Source organism: Rhizobium esperanzae (genome assembly GCF_014197615.1).
Lineage (GTDB): Bacteria > Pseudomonadota > Alphaproteobacteria > Rhizobiales > Rhizobiaceae > Rhizobium > Rhizobium esperanzae_A.
The window spans coordinates 38,978-55,831 of sequence record NZ_JACIFY010000024.1 but is presented as its reverse complement, the minus strand read 5'-3'; the positions used below and the strand labels follow the sequence as shown (position 1 = coordinate 55,831).

At 62.9% G+C, this 16,854-nt stretch carries 19 protein-coding genes; 1 reads left to right on the top strand and 18 read right to left on the bottom strand.

The window, feature by feature from the left end; translation table 11 throughout:
- Positions 1-31: 31 nt before the first annotated feature.
- The 5 genes from GGD57_RS25990 to GGD57_RS25970 are packed head-to-tail and all read right to left on the bottom strand — an operon-like array spanning position 32 to position 2,872.
- Entirely contained in the window at positions 32-1,627 is a 1,596-nt protein-coding gene (locus GGD57_RS25990; protein WP_184473064.1) for a hypothetical protein, read from the bottom strand.
- The gene (locus GGD57_RS25985) at positions 1,624-1,833 is read right to left on the bottom strand and encodes a hypothetical protein (RefSeq protein WP_184473063.1); all 210 of its coding nucleotides are present in this window, start codon (positions 1,831-1,833) and stop codon (positions 1,624-1,626) included. Before GGD57_RS25985 ends, GGD57_RS25990 begins: the two co-directional genes overlap by 4 nt.
- A 22-nt stretch (positions 1,834-1,855) precedes the next feature.
- Positions 1,856-2,218 carry a hypothetical protein gene (locus GGD57_RS25980; RefSeq protein ID WP_184473062.1) on the bottom strand — a complete coding sequence of 121 codons (363 nt, stop codon included), beginning with the start codon at positions 2,216-2,218 and terminating at the stop codon, positions 1,856-1,858.
- Positions 2,218-2,679: a lysozyme gene (locus GGD57_RS25975; RefSeq protein WP_184473061.1), complete on the bottom strand. Its 462-nt coding sequence runs from the start codon at positions 2,677-2,679 to the stop codon at positions 2,218-2,220. Before GGD57_RS25975 ends, GGD57_RS25980 begins: the two co-directional genes overlap by 1 nt.
- Positions 2,672-2,872 (bottom strand): hypothetical protein, encoded by a 201-nt coding sequence (locus tag GGD57_RS25970; RefSeq protein ID WP_184473060.1) that lies wholly within the window; start codon positions 2,870-2,872, stop codon positions 2,672-2,674. Before GGD57_RS25970 ends, GGD57_RS25975 begins: the two co-directional genes overlap by 8 nt.
- A gap of 99 nt (positions 2,873-2,971) precedes the next feature.
- On the opposite strand from GGD57_RS25970, the gene GGD57_RS25965 reads away from it, so the two are divergent.
- Complete coding sequence (locus tag GGD57_RS25965) at positions 2,972-3,970, top strand: acyltransferase family protein (protein ID WP_184473059.1); 999 nt, start codon at positions 2,972-2,974, stop codon at positions 3,968-3,970.
- Positions 3,971-4,097: 127 nt separating this feature from the next.
- Here GGD57_RS25965 and GGD57_RS25960 read toward each other — a convergent pair whose 3' ends face one another.
- The 13 genes from GGD57_RS25960 to GGD57_RS25900 all read right to left on the bottom strand — a co-directional run bounded on the left by GGD57_RS25960 (position 4,098) and on the right by GGD57_RS25900 (position 16,850).
- Entirely contained in the window at positions 4,098-4,655 is a 558-nt protein-coding gene (locus GGD57_RS25960; RefSeq protein ID WP_184473058.1) for an acyltransferase, read from the bottom strand.
- A 127-nt stretch (positions 4,656-4,782) separates the two neighbouring features.
- Positions 4,783-6,138, bottom strand: coding sequence for a hypothetical protein (locus GGD57_RS25955; RefSeq protein WP_184473095.1), 1,356 nt, complete (start codon positions 6,136-6,138; stop codon positions 4,783-4,785).
- A 138-nt stretch (positions 6,139-6,276) separates the two neighbouring features.
- On the bottom strand, positions 6,277-8,385 hold the full coding sequence (locus tag GGD57_RS25950) for a phage tail tip lysozyme (RefSeq protein ID WP_184473057.1): 2,109 nt from the start codon (positions 8,383-8,385) through the stop codon (positions 6,277-6,279).
- A gap of 159 nt (positions 8,386-8,544) precedes the next feature.
- Positions 8,545-8,868 (bottom strand): hypothetical protein, encoded by a 324-nt coding sequence (locus tag GGD57_RS25945; protein WP_246713740.1) that lies wholly within the window; start codon positions 8,866-8,868, stop codon positions 8,545-8,547.
- A complete protein-coding gene (locus tag GGD57_RS25940; RefSeq protein ID WP_184473056.1) occupies positions 8,865-9,872 on the bottom strand; it encodes a tail fiber domain-containing protein in 1,008 nt (335 codons plus the stop codon). Before GGD57_RS25940 ends, GGD57_RS25945 begins: the two co-directional genes overlap by 4 nt.
- Positions 9,838-10,254, bottom strand: coding sequence for a GNAT family N-acetyltransferase (locus GGD57_RS25935; RefSeq protein WP_184473055.1), 417 nt, complete (start codon positions 10,252-10,254; stop codon positions 9,838-9,840). Before GGD57_RS25935 ends, GGD57_RS25940 begins: the two co-directional genes overlap by 35 nt.
- Entirely contained in the window at positions 10,251-12,074 is a 1,824-nt protein-coding gene (locus tag GGD57_RS25930; RefSeq protein WP_184473054.1) for a hypothetical protein, read from the bottom strand. Before GGD57_RS25930 ends, GGD57_RS25935 begins: the two co-directional genes overlap by 4 nt.
- Complete coding sequence (locus GGD57_RS25925) at positions 12,071-12,778, bottom strand: hypothetical protein (protein WP_184473053.1); 708 nt, start codon at positions 12,776-12,778, stop codon at positions 12,071-12,073. The genes GGD57_RS25930 and GGD57_RS25925 overlap by 4 nt, the downstream gene beginning before the upstream one ends.
- 44 nt (positions 12,779-12,822) lie before the next feature.
- Entirely contained in the window at positions 12,823-13,386 is a 564-nt protein-coding gene (locus tag GGD57_RS25920; protein ID WP_184473052.1) for a hypothetical protein, read from the bottom strand.
- A 250-nt stretch (positions 13,387-13,636) separates the two neighbouring features.
- A complete protein-coding gene (locus GGD57_RS25915; protein ID WP_184473051.1) occupies positions 13,637-14,422 on the bottom strand; it encodes a hypothetical protein in 786 nt (261 codons plus the stop codon).
- A gap of 21 nt (positions 14,423-14,443) precedes the next feature.
- Positions 14,444-15,418 carry a phage major capsid protein gene (locus GGD57_RS25910; RefSeq protein ID WP_003587937.1) on the bottom strand — a complete coding sequence of 325 codons (975 nt, stop codon included), beginning with the start codon at positions 15,416-15,418 and terminating at the stop codon, positions 14,444-14,446.
- 32 nt (positions 15,419-15,450) lie between these two features.
- Positions 15,451-16,467, bottom strand: a complete 1,017-nt coding sequence (locus tag GGD57_RS25905; RefSeq protein WP_184473050.1) for a hypothetical protein — start codon at positions 16,465-16,467, stop codon at positions 15,451-15,453.
- A 71-nt stretch (positions 16,468-16,538) separates the two neighbouring features.
- Positions 16,539-16,850, bottom strand: a complete 312-nt coding sequence (locus GGD57_RS25900; protein ID WP_184473049.1) for a hypothetical protein — start codon at positions 16,848-16,850, stop codon at positions 16,539-16,541.
- Positions 16,851-16,854 lie beyond the last annotated feature (4 nt).

Sequence of the window (16,854 nt, the reverse complement as noted above, 5' to 3'; positions counted from 1 at the left end):
GCCAGCGCGCCATCTGACAATGAGCGATTGTTCAAATCACCGGGTAGAACTTTGCCTTTTCCCGTTGAGCCCAACGCCTCAACACATCCATGATGCCGTAAAGGGCGAGATGCGTGCCTTCTTCCGTCGTCCGACCGAAAACCGCGGCGCCATCGGGCAAGGTCATGTTGCCCTGCAGGACGACGTCATAGAGGCCGCCTCCATCCGGAGCACAGGTGAGCACGATCTGCGTGGTGTAGGTGGTGCCTGGCACGGTCTCGAAATTGACCCGTGCCCCGGGAAGGATCGGCTGAGTAACCTTGGCCGCGGCGGAACTCGTCGTCGCGCCGGAGACATTCCCGATCGGAAAGCTTTCGGCACCCTTGAACTTTCCATGGTTCGCGGGATCCATCGTGAACGCATAGGCGTCGATATAGTCGGCGAAACGGCCGCCGCCGCCCGCGCGCAGCGCATCGTTGATGGTGTCGAGGTTCGTGCTCCATGGCGAACCGATCGTCTGCCCCGCGACAGTCTGGAAGTTGAGACTCGTGCCGACGCTGGTGCGCCCCGGCATCGCAACTGCGAGCATTTTGGTGCCGGGATAGCGGCCGAGAAATCGCGTGGAGGTCAAGGAGTAGATGGCGTTCTGCCAGGTCGACAGGGTCGCGCTGTTGTCGTTCGACCCATCCTCGATCGCGGCAACGCCCGTCCAGCAGTTCTTGCCGCCATTCAGCGTTTTCACCTCGTCGATGATTGCCCATCGCCTTGTCGCGATCGTGCCGCCGGAGCCCGCCAACTCGTTCGCCGCCTTTGATCCTGGCACGCCCATGATCAGGCCAACGAGCCTGCCCTGCTTCTGATCGGGCTCATCCAGCCATCGACGCCACAGGCCAAGGTTCCTGCGAGCGTCCGCTGAGGCAGCTATCTCCTGGCGCTCCACAAGGCTGTCATTGAGAATGATCGGGATCGGCCGGCCATCCCAGCCGAGCCCGACCATCAGATCGGGGCCATAGAGCAGGAGCTGGCTGTTGCTGGCGTTGCCGACCGTATTATAGAACTGGTCGAGCGCGGCGGTGTTCGGTGCGTCCGCGTCCATCAATGCCTGCAGGGCGGTCCAGTCCGCCGCTCCCCACATCTTCTCATTGCGATGTTTCTGGATGCGGTAGTTGCCGATATAGGACTGCCCCTCGGCGATCAGCAGCTTCGGACGCAGATAAAAGATCGCGTCCTTCGGAAGCGTGATATTCGCCGTAGCCCATGTCCCCTGGTTCTGCGCGGGCATATTGAAGCTTGCACTGCCGGCGAAGTCGAAGGGAACCCAGTTGATGCGGTCAGTCGAGATGTCGCAGCCGATATCGAACGCCGCCGTCGGATAGACAATCTCCTGCGGCGCGTTGCCGCCCTCCGTGCATGCCCAACCCGAAAAATGGAAGCGCGGCGACGTGATGTCCCACGGCCCATTCGCCATAGCGAGAATTCCGCCGACCGCGCCGAGCCCGGCGCCAGCCGCCATCACGAAGCCGGCCGGCCAGCGCCAACCCATCGAGAAGGGCATATAGCGGTTCGGGTCCGGCACCCAATCCGGATGGCCATCGGCCATGGCGGTCGCGAATGAAGGACCAAGTCCCATAGCGAGTGCAAGCGTCATCGGCGCGCTCCATATCTGCTGGTGAGGTCGTCATAAAATTGCGCGCTGCGCCCCTGGCGGGCATTGGCGCGGTCGAGTGCCTGTCGCTCGCGGGCGAGGATAGCGATGATGGGCTCGCCTTCGGCGACGGGCGCATGCGCTTCCTGCCGGCGCAGATCCTCGGGCAAGGGCGGCAGCGTGATGCCGGCCGCCGCCTGCCCCTTCATCGCTGAGGCTCTGTTCAGCCGCTCAGTGGCGGAGCAGCCACTGACGATCAGCAGCAGTGACAGCGCAAGCGCGGTTCTTTTCCGAAAGCTGACGTTCATAGGATTGGATCTCTGTTTCGAGTGTGTCTCTGGCCGCCTGCTCAGCCACCTCCGCGGCCAGAAGGCGCTTGCGATTCTCTTCGGTGGCGAGCGAGGCCGCATTGCGCTGGCGCTCCATCTCGGCCGCCCGCGCCTCGGCCGCAGCCTTCTCGGCCAGCATGACATAGCCGGCGCGGGCCTGCCGGGCCGCCGAGGGATAGCCGATCGAAACGGCATAGAGGTGATAGAGCACCAGCCCGGCGGCGATGCCGGCGCCCATCTTGAGCGTGTCGAGAACGGAGAGCATCAGATGCCCTCCAGGCAGAATTGCCGCTCTTTCTGCCGGCGCCGGGTCAGCCCGGGAAAGACGATGCCGGCCGCGCGGTTCCACTTCAACAGCGCCTCGCAGCCCTCGGCCGTCCTGCCCTGGTTGATGAGCCTCACTGCGCTCGAGCCGCAGGCCGCCTTGACGCCGACATTATAGGCAAACGAGGTCAGCGCCACGAAGCGGGCATCCGGCAGCGGCACGCGCACACAGCTTTCGACGCCGCGCGCATAGGTGGTAAGCTCCAGCGCCAGGAGCGCCTTGCATTCCTCCACCGTCTTGCGGTCCCCGGGCTTGACGCCATGGGTGCTGCCATAACAGATCGTCCAGGGCTGCCCCCTGGTGGCTGGATCGGGATAGGCATTCTGCCGCAATCCCTCGAACGACCCGACCAGCGCCACAGCCATGGCTGCGGCGGCACTACCCTTCTTAAGCCTATTCATCTCTGAGAGTCTCCTGATGGATGATGCGCGCAATCGGGGACATCAGAAGGATGCCAATCGATAGCCATTTCGGGATGAAGTCATCGAGGTACGGCACGACATACGGCAGCAGCTCAAACAAGCCTGCCAAATAGACGCACCACATCGACAGCGACCACGTGAGCACGCGGCGCTTGTTGCGGATCAATTTCATGGGATTTTTGCCTCAGGATCGGCGCCTTTATTAGAGTACCAACAAGTACACTATTGGTTGTCTCTTGATAAAGTCTTCGCGCCGAGGTTACTTGGCCGTATGCGTTCACTTCAAAATTCGGTCAAAGTCGAAGGTATCGATACCGTCAGAGCGGTTGCTGCCCTGTCTGTTGTATTCGCACACCTTCTGGGCCCCTCAATGCCCGGACTTTCGAAATACATATTCACGGGCCATCCGGCGGTAATTGCCTTCTTTGTGGTCTCTGGCTTCTGCATCCATTACCCGTATCGGACGCGACTGCTTCAGGTAGGACCATTTCTTGCCGGCCGCTTTATTCGGATCGTGCCGCCAGCCGCCGTGGCATTCACCATGGCTCAAGCGATAGGGATAAGGGCTTACAACCCGGTCGATGGCTATATCCTCTGGTCTGTCGTCTGCGAAGCCGTCTACTACTGCCTCTACCCGTTGATCTTACCGATATCGCGCCGGATCGGATGGCCGGTTCTTATCGCCGTTTCGGCCATCGCCTCTTACGGTGTCGCAATTGGCCTCGGCTCGGACCAATACGGGAACGCTATGAAATACGGGCCGCAGCTCAATTGGGTCGTCGGGCTACCTGCCTGGCTGCTTGGCTGCTATCTCGCCGAAAATCTCCACCGCCTGAAACTTCCTGGCAGTGTTTGGGGCTGGCGTGTCGCGACTGCCGCAACTGCTTCCGCTCTTTACTGGGCGACGATGAACACCGCCGCCGGTTTTTACCTCACCATGGTGCCATTCTCGGCACTGGCTGGTTGTTGGATTTTGGCCGAGATCAGGAACGCCTCTGAAAGAGGCCCCATCAATGCCTTGGAGGCCATCGGTGGCGCCTGCTTTTCAATTTACCTCGTCCACGTGATCGCGGCCGCAGCGATTGAATGGTTCGCGACGACGCCTGTGGTCGTTTGCGCCCTATCGCTGGCGCTCGTCTACCCATTCTACCGACAGATCGAGAAGCCGTGCCATGCCGCCGCGCGTCGTGCCAAAGCAAAGATGGAGCAGTTAGGGGCCAGACGCCGCTTGGAAGAACGTGATCGGATCGCGATAAGCGACGGCGCGTAGCCCCTCAAAGTGCTGGAGACCGATGCAGCGGCAGCGATCGCGCTACCCCTGGGGTTTATCATTGGCGAGGTTCCTAATGCTTGAGGCGGCACCGCCCTACTACTACGCCACGTGCTATCAAATCTAATTAAACGCGGTATTTAACGACTTTCGCCGGCGAGCCGACAGCGATTGCATAGTCGGGAATATCGACTGTAACGACAGAATTTGCTCCAATCACCGCGCCAGTCCCTATCGTGACGTTCATCAATATTTTGGCACCCGCGCCAATCCAGACATCGTCACCAATTTGGACAAAACCGATTTCGGCCTTCTGAAGTCTGATGGGCGTATCGCGCCGCATGCCGTGCCCATGATCGATGATCTGGACATCTGAACCGATCAGCACGTCGTTGCCTATGGAGATGCGATTTTTGGCAGTGATGATGTTCCGTCGCCCGATGACCGTATTGTTTCCAATAAACACCTTCGGCTCAGGCATCGTGAGTTGAAAGAACGAATGATCTTGAATCGTCACATTGCTACCGACTTCAAGAACCGCATGGTTCACCATTCGAAACTCGGCGCTACGCTTGACAACCAGGTTCGAACCGGCGCGGCTGAAGTAACGAAATCGCTTGTACGCGGTAACGAGACGCTGCAGAACTCCTCCGCGATTCCGGTACGATGCTTTATCAGCTGCCATAATTTCCTCCGAGTTCGGAGGTCATTAGCTCACGACGTCAATAATTGCCAGAGACTGCGATGCATACTCTCGCCGCAAGCTCCAGCACACCGTTCATTGCACTGTCGCTCGGCTGGGAGAAATGGCATCATGCATTCCTCCCGCATGGGAAATAAAACCCATCGGTCCAAACCCAGATATTGCCGCCAGCGCCAGCGACTTGTCGGACTTGCTTGCTCGTATTCGTCCAGACATCTTGCCCCCCTACGGCATAGTTGCCCGCAACTTGGACAGCGCCTGCGTTACCGCCATCGGCAGCGATGCCAGCAACAAGAATACCCTGCGCCGGATCGTGAATCAGTAGAGCATTGGTCGTCGCGCTCGATGTGACTTCAAAGCGCAGCTTCGCCTTGACCTTAACCCCATTTGGCACTGTTAGCGCCAGAAGCGTTGAGGTCGTAGAGATAGCGGCATTGACAGCATCCTTTACCGGCGCGGCGAACGTATATTCGTCACGCGGATACATGACGAACTGGCGAATGTTCGAACCTCCATCGGTCAGTACGACGCCGATGCATTTTACGACGGTATAGCCGGCGAGCAGTGTCGTGGTGATGCCGCCGATCGTTGCCGATGTCGAGAGAACAACGTCGAAAGACAGGTCTGCGTCCTTGCGCAAGGCATAGGCGAAGTATGTCGCATTTGCCGCGACCGCGCCGGCGTCGAGGCCGCCCGCGCCCGTTCCGGCCGCAAATGTTCCCGTTACCCTCTTGGTGAACGACGCTGCGCTGGAAACGAAATTCGACCCTGATCTGGCCGAGCCGGCGGTGAAATCGATATGGGTGTTCGGGCTGCCGCCGTTGTTGGAAAGGATGAGCCCGACGACGAAATCACCGACCGCCGCGCTGTCGGCTTTATTCTGGATCCTGGCGAAGAGCTTGTTGGTGAAGAAAGCCGCACCGGAGCATATGATGTTGATGCTATAGCCATCCTTGAGGACGAGCGTGGCCGCGCCATCGATCGTCTCCGAGCCGTTCGGATCGATCGTCACGTCCCCGCCATCGGCGATGACGCAATAGTGCCAGTTTGCGCCGAGCGTCGCCGCTGCGCTCAGGGTGAGTGTCGCGGCCGCGGTGAATCGATGAACCGCGTTGTCGTCCGATGCAAGCGCGGTGTAATCGCCCGACTTGGCCGCATAGACCAGAGCGTGATCGAACGAGACATCAACGCCGTTCTGGGCAAAGCCGAGCAGGCCGCCGCCTTTCAGATAGAGGCCGGTCTGCGGGGTCGAGGCAAAGCCGATGCCCGGCGCGGACACGGTTCCGCCTGCGGCCTTGAGAGGCGCGATCATCGGCGCCGAACCGTCGCGCGGCAGCGAATTGGTGATTTCGTTGCCGAGATCGGTGGTCAGCGCGTTCCACGGCGCCGGGTCGATGACCTGGCCGACGGAAGGTGTCGTGCCGGCGGGTTTGGAATAGACGCCGGTGGATGGGTTTCTAGGCATTGAGCTTCTCCAAAGGAAAAGGCCCCACGAATTGCGAGACCTTGTGTTGTGCAGTCGTTGGTCCGCCACCCGCGGGCGCCATGGTCAGCGCCCGGCGCCGAGCTTTCACGAATTGCTGCCCTCGAAAGCCTGGACGGGCTACCACAGGCCACTTTGCTGCCGTCCAAGGAGTGCGTGTACGAGCGCGTCCGCCGCCGGTTGTTTCCGACCTCGCTTCATCGTTTCCTGCGGGTTGCGAGAGCCCTGTCTCGGCGGAGGATTCGATGGATTGCCGGGCTGAGCGGAGGGATCGGCGGTGTCCTCCGTCTGGTACTGCGGCATAAAGCTCCTGGCTCTGGCGAGCCGGTTGCTGACCTCCGGGTTTCCACGCTCATTGTAGCCTTTAAAAGCCCAGGCTCGGTTCATGAGGGATTGCGCTTCCTCGAGCGATTTAGCGGCGTTCAGCCTAGCGATCAGATGGGGATTCTCCTGCAGGAAGAATTCGGCCTGCGTCTGCGGGCTGATCGCACCCACCTTTTCACCCTTTTGAGCCGCAAAGTCGTAGAGCGCTTGCAGGCGGGTATTGCGCCACGACATGATGCCGCCCGAAGTGCCCTTCTTTCCGCTCGCGCTCGGATCGGACCAGGAACTGTTGGCTCTCTTGGTCGAGAACTGGCTTTCGGACTGGCCCGTCGAGGCGATGGCCGCCAGGCCGTAGGGGTTGGTGACCTGGATGACCGAGCCATTCTTCGTCTTGTAACCGTTCTTCACCGTGTCCATGAAGCCGTGGAAGACATCGGCGTCGGCGGGTTGCTGGCTGGGCGCGCCCCTTACCGCCTGCCGATCGTGGCGGCCGGGTTTCGGTGTGGGAACGGGCACTTTATCGGGCAGAACGAAGGGATCGTCGCCGGGCAGTTGGGGCGCCGTCGCGGGCTGCTGGCGGCGCTCGTCCGTCGTCATCTGCGGATCGGGATATTCCGGCCTCGGCGTGGGAACGGGCTCCTTGGCCGGTTGGGTCGGCACGGCATGCGCAACGCCCTTGGACTGTGCTGCGATTGCCGCTTCAATCATGCTGTCCGGATAAAGAGCGCCCGATGTTCCCTGCTCCTGAGTGATGAGGGCGCGAACAAACTTCTTTGCCATTGCCGGGTCGGTCAATTGGAGATCGTCGTCAGGGCCGATGCCCATCAATTGCGCAATGTTGGCGGCCGCCGTGAAAGATTTAGGCGTCCATCCGCTGGCTCCGGCGATCATCTGATTCGGGGTCAGCATGCCTTTTCGATACTTCCTCATGATCTGCCAGACATTGTGCCGCATGCCCGCTTCCGGCGTGGCATAGACGACTTGCGGATCGCCCTGGTCGGTGTTCTCGGAAGGGCCAATGATTCCTGGCCCATGCTGCCCGACATATTTGAGATTGGCGGGATTGTTGTTGCGCATGCCGGCCGGCAGCTTGGCGCTACGAACGGGATCGGACAGAATCGTTTGAAGCTCTGCCCCGTCGTTTGCGGATCCGGCGGCGCCGCCGCCAGGAGCAGGCACCGCGGGCTGTTGGCGGCGTTCGTCCGTCGTCACCTGCGGGTCGCGATAGCTAGGTCTCAGCGAAGGAATGGGTCCGTTGTCAGGCAGCGGAGCGAAGGCATCGTCGCCCGGCTGATCGGTCGCCATCGGCTGCTCGCGGCGATCGTCGGTCGTGACCATCGGATCACGATAGGGCCGCGGCGTCGGAATGGGCGGATTGGCAGGCGACGCGACGGGATCGCCAAAGTGTTCCAACGGAAACTGCGGCGGCTGACCGGCCGCCATGGGCTGTTCCCGGCGATAATCCGTCGTGACCATCGGGTCGCGATAGGGCTTCGGCGTCGGAATGGGCCCGTTGTCGGGCAGCGGCGCGAAGAGACCGGCGCCGGGCTGGGCGGCCGGGGCCATGGGCTGTCCGCCGCGATCGTCCGTCGTCGTCAGCGGATCGAGACTGGGTCTTTCCGGCGGAATAGGCCCGTTGTCAGGCAGCGGCGCGAAGGGATAGTCGCCCGGGTCGCCGGCCGGCGCCACGCTGCCGTCGCCGCTTGTCTGCTGCTCCTGCTGGCGGATCGCCAGCCCACCCAGGAGGGCCTGGACGAGACGCGCAGCCCCTTGCCAGGGGGATTGCACGGGGCCTGAATCCATGCCCTGCTGCAGCATGGCATCGGCCAGCTGCTTGCGCCGGTCGCTGATGTCGCCCTGTGTCTTGCCGGTATCGCCGCCGAAAATGAATGACGCTAGTGACATTGCTCCACTGCCCTTTCGTAGAAGACGCGGTCGAAACCGTCTGTCTGGATGGATTTTTTACACATTGTTGAACACGAGGCCGATCCGGATCGGACCGCCTCCTTGTATCGGTAGGGATCGACCGGCAGGCCGTTATCCTCCGCCGACGCGGCAGATGTCTTAATTCAGCCGCCAGTCCGGCGCGTCGGTCCGCCACCGAAGAACAGCGACAGGAAGCCGGGAGAGGCCGGCGCTGGTGCGGATGGCAGGCCTGTCGGAGCGACGGCACCTTGACCCGGCGCCTGCCTGCTGCGCCTGCCGCTGTTGGCGAACCGCCAAGCCGCCGAGCCCACTCTCGGCAAGCCGCGCGACCCCTTCCCACGGCGATTGCACCGGGCTCGTATCCATGCCCTGCTGCAGCATGGCGTAGGCCAGCCGCTTGCGCTGGTCGTCGATGTCGCCCTGTGTCCTGCCGGTATTGCCGCCTGAGATGGTTGGGATCATGCGACGGCCCTTTCGTAATCGACGCGGTCGAAGCCGTCGGCAGCTTCGAGTACGGCTTCCGGATGGAGCTTGCGCACATCGTCGGACATCAGGCCGATCTGCATCGGGCCGCCCTCCTTGTAGCGGAATGCGTAGACCGGCAGGCCGTTATCCAGGCTGCCGACCCGTCTGATGTCTTCCTTCAGCCGCCGGTCGGATTTCATCGCCCAGCCGCCCAGCAGCGAGCCGCCGAGGCCGAACAGGCCGCCCATAGCGGCGTTCGACTGGGCGAGCTGCTGATTGTACTGACCCATCTTCTGATTGTAGTTCTCATTGATCAGCCCGGCCTGATCGACCGTCGGCAGCTGCGTCGTCGGCGAATTGACATAGCTTGGCTGATGCACCTGCGAGCCCGACATCAGCGCCGAAATCTCGTTCAGCGGCTGGTTGCGCTCGGTCAGGATGGCGTTCTGGGCGTTCGAATACATGTCGCCCAGATACTGGTCGGAGGCGGCCTGCTTGCGGGTGGAAAAATCGCGCATGGCGTTGTCGTAGGCGGCCGAGCCCATCGAGATGCCCTTGTCGGCCAGGCTCTGATCGAGGCTCGCCTGGTCGCGGTCCCACTGGTTATTGAAGCCGGACTGCCAATGGTCGTTGACGTATTTGTCGACATTGCCCGAACTGAGATCGACATTGGTGCCGAGCACGCCGGATATTTTATTGGTCTGGTCGTTGGCGAGCCTGGCAAGGCCGAGCTGCGTCTGCTGCGTCTGGTCGTAGATCGCCTGGTTCTCGGGCGAATAGGTCTGATAGGCCGACCGGATCGGGATCTGGTATGTCTTCCCGTTCTGGTCGGTCATCGTCTGATAGCCGGTAGTCTTGTATTCCAGCGCGCCGTCAGGCGTGTACTGGTTGACATAGCTCAGGCCGGAGTTGGCAATGGCGGTGTCGACGTTGGTGGCCGTCTGCGCCGCTGCGGTCTGCTTTGGATCAGGTGCCTTCGGGGCCTTCGGCGTGGAGACCATAGGGAAAATCCTCCTTCATGATTGCGTAAAGCAGCGCGTCGCAGTCGCCGAAATAGGCCTGCTGGCGGCCTTCCAGACGGGCGCCGAGCCGCATGAGAAGCCGCTGGGCCTCGGCATTATCGGCACGTGTCCTGGCGGTTGCGCGGCGGCAGCCGAGCTGATGCACGACATAACGGAAGACCGATCGCATCAGCGTCAGCGACAGCCGGTCGGCGGCGAGCGAAACCTCGACGTCATGTTCGGTCCAGACGTTGAAGACGAAGCCGGCGATGATCCGGCCGCGGTCGATATGGGCGAGTGTGGTGTAAGGCGGGTGGAAGGCGACGCCGATCCTGCTGCCCACCCAGGCGGCGATCTCCTCGCTGGGTTGGGAGACGATCAAATCGGCGCGCCCTTTTCGTAAAGCACCGAGCCGCCGACAACGGCGGCCTCGGAGACGGAACCGGATGAGCCGGAGATCAGCGCGCGGATCGTCGGTGCCAGCGCCGAGCCCGCCCCGCCGGCGGAGGCGAATTTGCGCACCAGCGAAATGCCGGGGAATTTCGACACGCCCCAGATCGCCGTTCCCCATTTCGCCGCCGCATTGTTTTCGACCGAGGAGAGAAGCGCTGTCGGGATCTTCGTCTGGTAGTCGACGGAGATGCCGGCATACATCACCGTGGACACGCCGATCTGCGCCGTCACGCCGATCAGCTTCGAAAGCTTGGTCGAGAGCCCGTCGCCATAGCGGCTCCAGGCGCCGACCATCAGCGCGTCGATCGCCACGCCGTTGTCGTTGGCGCCGACCTCCGCCTCGTAGACCGTGCCGTCGGCCGCCCCGAAGAACAGCCGGTCCTGCCATGTCGCCCAGCAGGAGGCCGGCATGCCGACGAAGCGGCACCAGGCCCCGGTCTCGGTGTTCATCACATATTGATAGGGGCCGAAAGACGATGGCAGGTTGACGATCGCCATCTGCCTGGCCGGGAAGCTCGAAAGCTGCCACTCCCCTGAGGTCGTGCCGGTGGCGGCCACCGTCTCGCGCCATGTCGGGCCGATCCTGGCGGTGATCGCGCCGAGGCTGGTGGCGCCGCGGTCGAGCTGTACCGCCTTGGTGATCGGCACGATGCCGTCGGTCGTCATGATGGCGAGATCGGCGCCGACCGACAGCAGACAGCGATCGAGCCCAAGCGGCCGGCCGAGCTTGAAGGTGCCGATCAGGCTCCAATTGGCGGCATTTGCCGGATCGGAGCCCTGGAAGACGATCACCTCGCCTTCCGAGGAGATCAGCACCAGGCATTGCTGCAGGCCGGTGGAAACCGGAATCGTCCAGACGTTGATCGCAACCAGCGTGCCGCCATATTTCATATTGCCGCCGACCGGCAGAACCGTTGCCGCCCCGCTGACGGCATCGGTGGCGAGATACCAGACATTGGTCGAGTTCTTCTCGATGAACCACAGGCGCGAGCGATAGGCCGTCACCGCGATCAGCAGCGAGGCGTCGGGTATGCCTGTGATCATCGTCGAGGCAACGTAAGCTGTGGCGGCCGCGCCTTTTTCCAGCTGCGCATTGGTGACCGAGCCCGTCACGGTGACAACAAGCGTGCCGGCCGCCGGCGTGAAGGTGAGCGACACCCGGTTGTTGACGCCGGTGCCGTTCAGCGTGCCGGTGAAGGCGCCGGAAAGCGCCACCGAGCCGGTGCCGAAGAAGCTCAGCGTATAGGCCGTGTTGCGGACGGCGACGTTCTGGGTGGCAAGCGTTGCGGTGCCGGTGAGAAAATTGTTGGTCCAGGAGGCGCCGTTGAAGAGCAGCGGCGTGTCGAGGCCGTTGACCAGGCGCAGGAATTCCTGGCCGGCCGGGTTGGTATATTGCTGCACCGACCAGTGGGCGCTGGAGAGGCCCGAGACGACGGGCGCACCGGCGGCCCCGCCGACCGTCACGTCGAAGATCTTGTCTCCGGCGGCGGCAAACAGCCTGTTGCCGACGCCGGAATAGGCAATCACCGTCTGCACGTCGCCGCCAAGACCGGTGGCGAAGGGAAGGAAGCCGTAGCGGGCGCGAACCCGGTTGGCCTCGGGAAAGAAATTGTCAAGCTGGAAGGCCGCGTCGGCAGGCATATCCGCCATCTCGACATCGGTTCGCCAGCCGCCGATCGGCGCGGTCCAGTCTTTGCCCGGCGAAACGCGGCCGGTGCGGCCGTTGGGGGGAACAGGTCTGCGGGTCATGGATTTGCAACCGTGATCGTGCCGGGCCAATAATTCTGAGGCGCCTGCCCCCTCGCCGGCAGCGAGAGGTCGACGGGTGCTGCGGCGCGATCGGCGCCGATGGCGGCTTCCTTGGAGCGCTCGAAGCTGGCGATCTCCTCGCCGTAATCGAGGCCCTTGGCCCGCTTCCAGCGCCAAATCAGCGAGAGTTCGAGAAGGTCTTCGGGGAAACGGGCGGTATCGGTGTCGTTGGCCCAATTGCCGGCAAAACTCGCCCCGCCGTTCACCGCCACCCAGAAGCCGGAGATATATTCATATCGGATCGTCTCGCCCGCGGCGTTCGGGTAGATGTCGAGCTTGCCGCCGGCCATGCGCCAGATCTGCGGCACCGGATTTGCGTTCAGGATGGTCTGGCGCTGCCAGGTCTGCGGTTCCACCGGGCCGTTCAGCTGCCAAAGGCGCGCGGCATTCCAGATCTTCGCATTGGCGGCAAAACGGTCCCAGTCGGCGGGCGGCTCGGCCGGCTCGGGGTTGACACCCGTCGCGGTGAACTGCCTGTCCACCGAGAGCGCCGACCAGTCATGCTCGCGCATCAGGTCGCGGCCGGCGCGGGTGGAAAGGATGCGCAGCTGCATGATCTGCGGATCCGCCGAGGACATGACAGCCGCCGGCGGATCGAGGTCGATCTCGGCGCAGACGTTCTGAATGATGGTCAAGAGCGACATGCGGGAGATCTCCGTTCAAGGCAGGATGTTGGTTCAGCGCGTCGTCAGGCAGCCTGCCGGCTGCGGCCCTTGCCTTCGCCGTCCTTTTCGATCGCCTCGAAACGCAAGGCCATCTCCTTCATCTGCTCCTGCAGGCGGGTGACCTCGCCCTTCAGCCGCTCGTTTTCGGCGGCAAAGGCGGAAGCGGCGCTGGAGTTCTCGGCGGTTGCGAGATAGGCCCGGGCGGCGGCGACAAGTTCGTTGGCGCCCATGCCGATCTTCTGCTTGGCGGTGTCGGAAAGGGCGGCGAGCTGCTCGACGGTATAGATGTTGACCGCCTCCATCTCCTTGATCTGGCTGGGCTTCAGATAAGGCCATTGCGAAAGCGGCGTGCCGGTCAGCTGCTCGCGGGCCTCGGCCCCTTCCTTGAAGCGCTTATAGGCGTCGGCAAAACGCTGTTTGTCGTTGTCGGTCACCTCGCGGTAGACTTCGGTATGCTTGTCACCTGCGATGAAGATGCGGACGAATTCCTTATCGGCAAAAATCGGCCGGCCCTCCTTCTCGGTCAGAAAGGTCTGCTCGACCGGCTCGAGGCTGAAGGAGGCATAAATTCCGGTATTGTCGGGCATGGTGCTTGCTCGCTGTTGATGGCGGGGAGATGTGGATGGGTAGGGATGCGCCTGATGTGACGTCGTGCCGGTGACGTGCCCCTCACCCTAACCCTCTCCCCGCTCGCGGGGAGAGGGGACGTGCCCTGCGATGGGTTTGCGGGGAACGGAGAGGTTGCGGCATGTTCCCTTCTCCCCGTTTACGGGGAGAAGGTGCCGGCAGGCGGATGAGGGGCACGCCACATATAGAAAGGCCGGCACGCTTGGGCTTTTAGTTCACCTTCGACAAAAACGGCCGCATCAGCGTCGCTTCGAGCACGCCCGTCGCCGTGATGGTGATGCCCGTGCCGTTAGCGGTGGCATTGGCCGAGAGCGTGATGCTCTGGACGACGCCGTTCGGGTTGTAGGTGATGCCCGAGATCGTCGTGCCGCCCGATATGCCGGTGCCGGCAACCGCCGCACCGATGAACGGGCCGGAACCGGCATTGAGGCCGGAAAGGCTGGTCAGCAGGTTGGAGCCGTTGACGGTGGTTGCCGTGAAGGTCTGGTTGGCGGCCGCAAAGTTGACGTTGGCGATCGCCTTGGTGGTTGTCGTCGCCGAGGCAGGCGCACTTGCCTGGCCTGCGGTGGCGGTGGTTTCGGCAACGACGAGGGCCGCCGTTGCGGTCGCCACCTGCGACGGCGCCTGGCCGTTGCGCTGCAGCCAGATGTAATAGGTGCCGGCCGCAAGGGTGACGGCACCGACCGGGCCGCCGGTCGCGGTCGGCGGCTGGGCGGCACCGGAAAAGACGCCGCAGCGCTGGCCGACGACGGCAGCCGCCGTGGTCAGCAGCGAGGCGACATAATCCCGGGTCCACTGGAACCACTGGCCGGGCTGAAGCGTCGTCTGCGAGGCGAGCACCAGCTGGCAATAGACCCATTCGGATTCACGATCGCCGCCGGCGATAGCGCCGAGGGCGAAGTTCGGCCCGGGAATACCGGAGCCGGAGACGATCGGGCCTTCGACGACGAACGGGTTCGCGCCAAGACGATCGGACTGGATGGTTGCGATCGACATTTGCTTGTTCCTTTCGTTCGATCAGGCGAACAGCACGCCCTGCAGGAAGGCGTTGTTCATGGTGAGGTTGCCGGCGAAGCCCATGAGCTGCACGAAGGCATCCTGGTTGGTGTTCATGCGCTCGTCACCGATCGGCGCCATGTCGCGGTCGCGGTGCGGGCGGTAGAACAGGTACTTGGTGTTGAGGAAGAACATCTGGTTCAGAGGCGCACCGCCGCCGAAGCCGCCGTCGAAAATCACGTCGGCGCCCATATATTGCAGCGACTGGAAGCCGGCCATGCCCTTGTCGGCCGAGGTGATGCGCTGGATCGCCTGCAGCGATTCCCAGTAGAGGCGGAAGAAGTTGTTGTCGGCAACGACGAGATCGGGCGCGTCGGAGCCGCGCACGCAGGACATATAGAGCCGGTTCATGTAGCTCTGGATGTTGGCGTTGGTGGCGGCCGCACCGCCATCGGCCGAGGCCGAGAATTTCTGGTTGCGCCAGAAACCCCAGGTGGCGCGCGAGATGCCGCCGACGGTGCCCGATGTCGGAGAGGTCGAGATCAGCAGCTGCAGGCCGCCGATCTGCCGCCCGCCATCGGCCGTGCCGTCGGAATAGCAATCGAGCGCGATGTTGTTCTTCAGCGTCGTTTCGGCATTCTCGATGCGCTGCTCGAGCAGGTCGAGGATCGCATCCTCGCCGGAATTCTGCAGCTGTTCGAGGCCGGACATGGAGACGGCGACTGCGGCCTGCTTCAGGTCATATTCGGCGGCGGTGATGACGTCGGAGGGCTGGACGTTCAGGATGTCGTAGCCGGAATAGCGCTTGAAGGTGGAATTTTCCTGGTACTGCAGTTCCTGGACGATGGTGCGGCCGCCGGAGATGGGCTTCTTGCGGCCGCGGCTGTTGAGACGGGTGAGAAGACCGTTGTTCTTCGTCACGTCGTCGGCGACCGTGCCGCTGCGGTTGCGCAGCGTCGTGGTGACGATTTCAGAGAGATTGGGCGAGATGGGCATCGATCATTCCTTTGATCAGAATTGGCCTTTGATCAGACCTGACCGCGCGAAAAACGCATGGCGTCGCGCAGCGAGTCCCGGATGGAGGTGGGCTGGCCTCTTGCCGCGTCGCGGGTCGGGCCCGGGGCGGAAGAACCAGAGATGGATCGCGAGGCGCGGCGGGCTTGATCTGCCGCTGCGGCCCTCTGGGCTTGGTGTTGGTGGACCGGCTGCGCAGTCTGGCTGATCAACTGGCGGCGAATGTCCGGGCGCATCCAGCAAGCGGCGTCGTAGGCGTCCTGAAGCGATGATGCCCGCCCGGCGTTGATAAGGGCGACCATGTCGTCAAGCACATCTTCGGCATGCGCGTTTGCCGGGTCGGAAAGGAAGGCATCGACTTGAGTTTCGGTGTCCCTTTTCCGCAGAACATGTTCGACCGTGGCCTCGACATTGATGGATCGAGGCTGCGGCTGCACCTGCTGCGCATTGCGCTGCAGGGCCTCCCCCGTCTGACCGTTGACCAGGGCGTGAAGATTGACCCCGGCCACCTTGGCGACGTGAAGAACGGTGTTGACGGGATCGCGGATCAGCGCCTTTTCCCAGTCGATCGCCCGGCGCATGACATCGGCATGGGTCATGCCGGCCTGGCGGATCAGCGGCGTGAATTCCTCGAGGCCCCTGTAATCCTGCAGCACGCGGAAGCCGTTATCGACCTCCTGTTCGCGCTTGGCGATCGCCGCCTGCACTTCGCCGGGAAGGCTGGTGAATTGCGCCTTGGCTTCCGCCGACCAGCCGGGCGGCACCCGGCTGCCGCCGGCGGCAGGCTGTTCGACGCCCTGCCCGCGACTCTCAGCCTGCGGCCCCTGCTGGGCGCCGGCCTGCTCCTGCCCCTTGGCCAGGAAGCGGCCATTTTCGCCGTCGCGCGGCTGGCCGGCGGTATCGCCCGGTCCGGTGCCTTCGACGGTGTCGATCGCCGCCTTCAGGCTGTCGCGGATGCTGACGGGCTTGTCGTCGAACGCACCAAAATCTTCGCTGCCGTTGCCGGCCTCGTTGAGGTCTTCCATATCCATTGGGAAATTTCCTATGTCGGGGATTGATGCCCGGTTCAGGCGTTGTGCATGTCGTTGTCCGGCGACATGCGTCAGGCGTTGTATTCGGCGTAAACCCGCCGCAGCTCCTTGCGGATCTCGTTGCGATCCGTCTTCGGTCTTTCGATCGGCCGGGGCTTCTCGTTGCCGATTTCTTCCACGCCGGCCGCGCGGTATTCGGAACGCAACTTGGCTTTCGAGGTGTAATGCCGGCCGTCATGCATCGACCGGATATCGATGCTGTCGCTGACGAAATGCGGCGCCGGCAGATCCGACTGCGCCGTATTTTGCGCCGGCATGCAGCTGTGCGGCCAGCGGTCGAGCTGGTGCCAGCCGCCGCAGACGCGGCAATAGCGTTCTCTCATGTTT

Coding starts and splice junctions, on each gene's coding strand:
- GGD57_RS25990 (WP_184473064.1), bottom strand. CDS start 1,627: ATGACGCTTGCACTCGCTATGGGACTTGGTCCTTCATTCGCGACCGCC.
- GGD57_RS25985 (WP_184473063.1), bottom strand. CDS start 1,833: ATGAAGGGGCAGGCGGCGGCCGGCATCACGCTGCCGCCCTTGCCCGAG.
- GGD57_RS25980 (WP_184473062.1), bottom strand. CDS start 2,218: ATGCTCTCCGTTCTCGACACGCTCAAGATGGGCGCCGGCATCGCCGCC.
- GGD57_RS25975 (WP_184473061.1), bottom strand. CDS start 2,679: ATGAATAGGCTTAAGAAGGGTAGTGCCGCCGCAGCCATGGCTGTGGCG.
- GGD57_RS25970 (WP_184473060.1), bottom strand. CDS start 2,872: ATGAAATTGATCCGCAACAAGCGCCGCGTGCTCACGTGGTCGCTGTCG.
- GGD57_RS25965 (WP_184473059.1), top strand. CDS start 2,972: ATGCGTTCACTTCAAAATTCGGTCAAAGTCGAAGGTATCGATACCGTC.
- GGD57_RS25960 (WP_184473058.1), bottom strand. CDS start 4,655: ATGGCAGCTGATAAAGCATCGTACCGGAATCGCGGAGGAGTTCTGCAG.
- GGD57_RS25955 (WP_184473095.1), bottom strand. CDS start 6,138: ATGCCTAGAAACCCATCCACCGGCGTCTATTCCAAACCCGCCGGCACG.
- GGD57_RS25950 (WP_184473057.1), bottom strand. CDS start 8,385: ATGTCACTAGCGTCATTCATTTTCGGCGGCGATACCGGCAAGACACAG.
- GGD57_RS25945 (WP_246713740.1), bottom strand. CDS start 8,868: ATGATCCCAACCATCTCAGGCGGCAATACCGGCAGGACACAGGGCGAC.
- GGD57_RS25940 (WP_184473056.1), bottom strand. CDS start 9,872: ATGGTCTCCACGCCGAAGGCCCCGAAGGCACCTGATCCAAAGCAGACC.
- GGD57_RS25930 (WP_184473054.1), bottom strand. CDS start 12,074: ATGACCCGCAGACCTGTTCCCCCCAACGGCCGCACCGGCCGCGTTTCG.
- GGD57_RS25925 (WP_184473053.1), bottom strand. CDS start 12,778: ATGTCGCTCTTGACCATCATTCAGAACGTCTGCGCCGAGATCGACCTC.
- GGD57_RS25920 (WP_184473052.1), bottom strand. CDS start 13,386: ATGCCCGACAATACCGGAATTTATGCCTCCTTCAGCCTCGAGCCGGTC.
- GGD57_RS25915 (WP_184473051.1), bottom strand. CDS start 14,422: ATGTCGATCGCAACCATCCAGTCCGATCGTCTTGGCGCGAACCCGTTC.
- GGD57_RS25910 (WP_003587937.1), bottom strand. CDS start 15,418: ATGCCCATCTCGCCCAATCTCTCTGAAATCGTCACCACGACGCTGCGC.
- GGD57_RS25905 (WP_184473050.1), bottom strand. CDS start 16,467: ATGGATATGGAAGACCTCAACGAGGCCGGCAACGGCAGCGAAGATTTT.
- GGD57_RS25900 (WP_184473049.1), bottom strand. CDS start 16,850: ATGAGAGAACGCTATTGCCGCGTCTGCGGCGGCTGGCACCAGCTCGAC.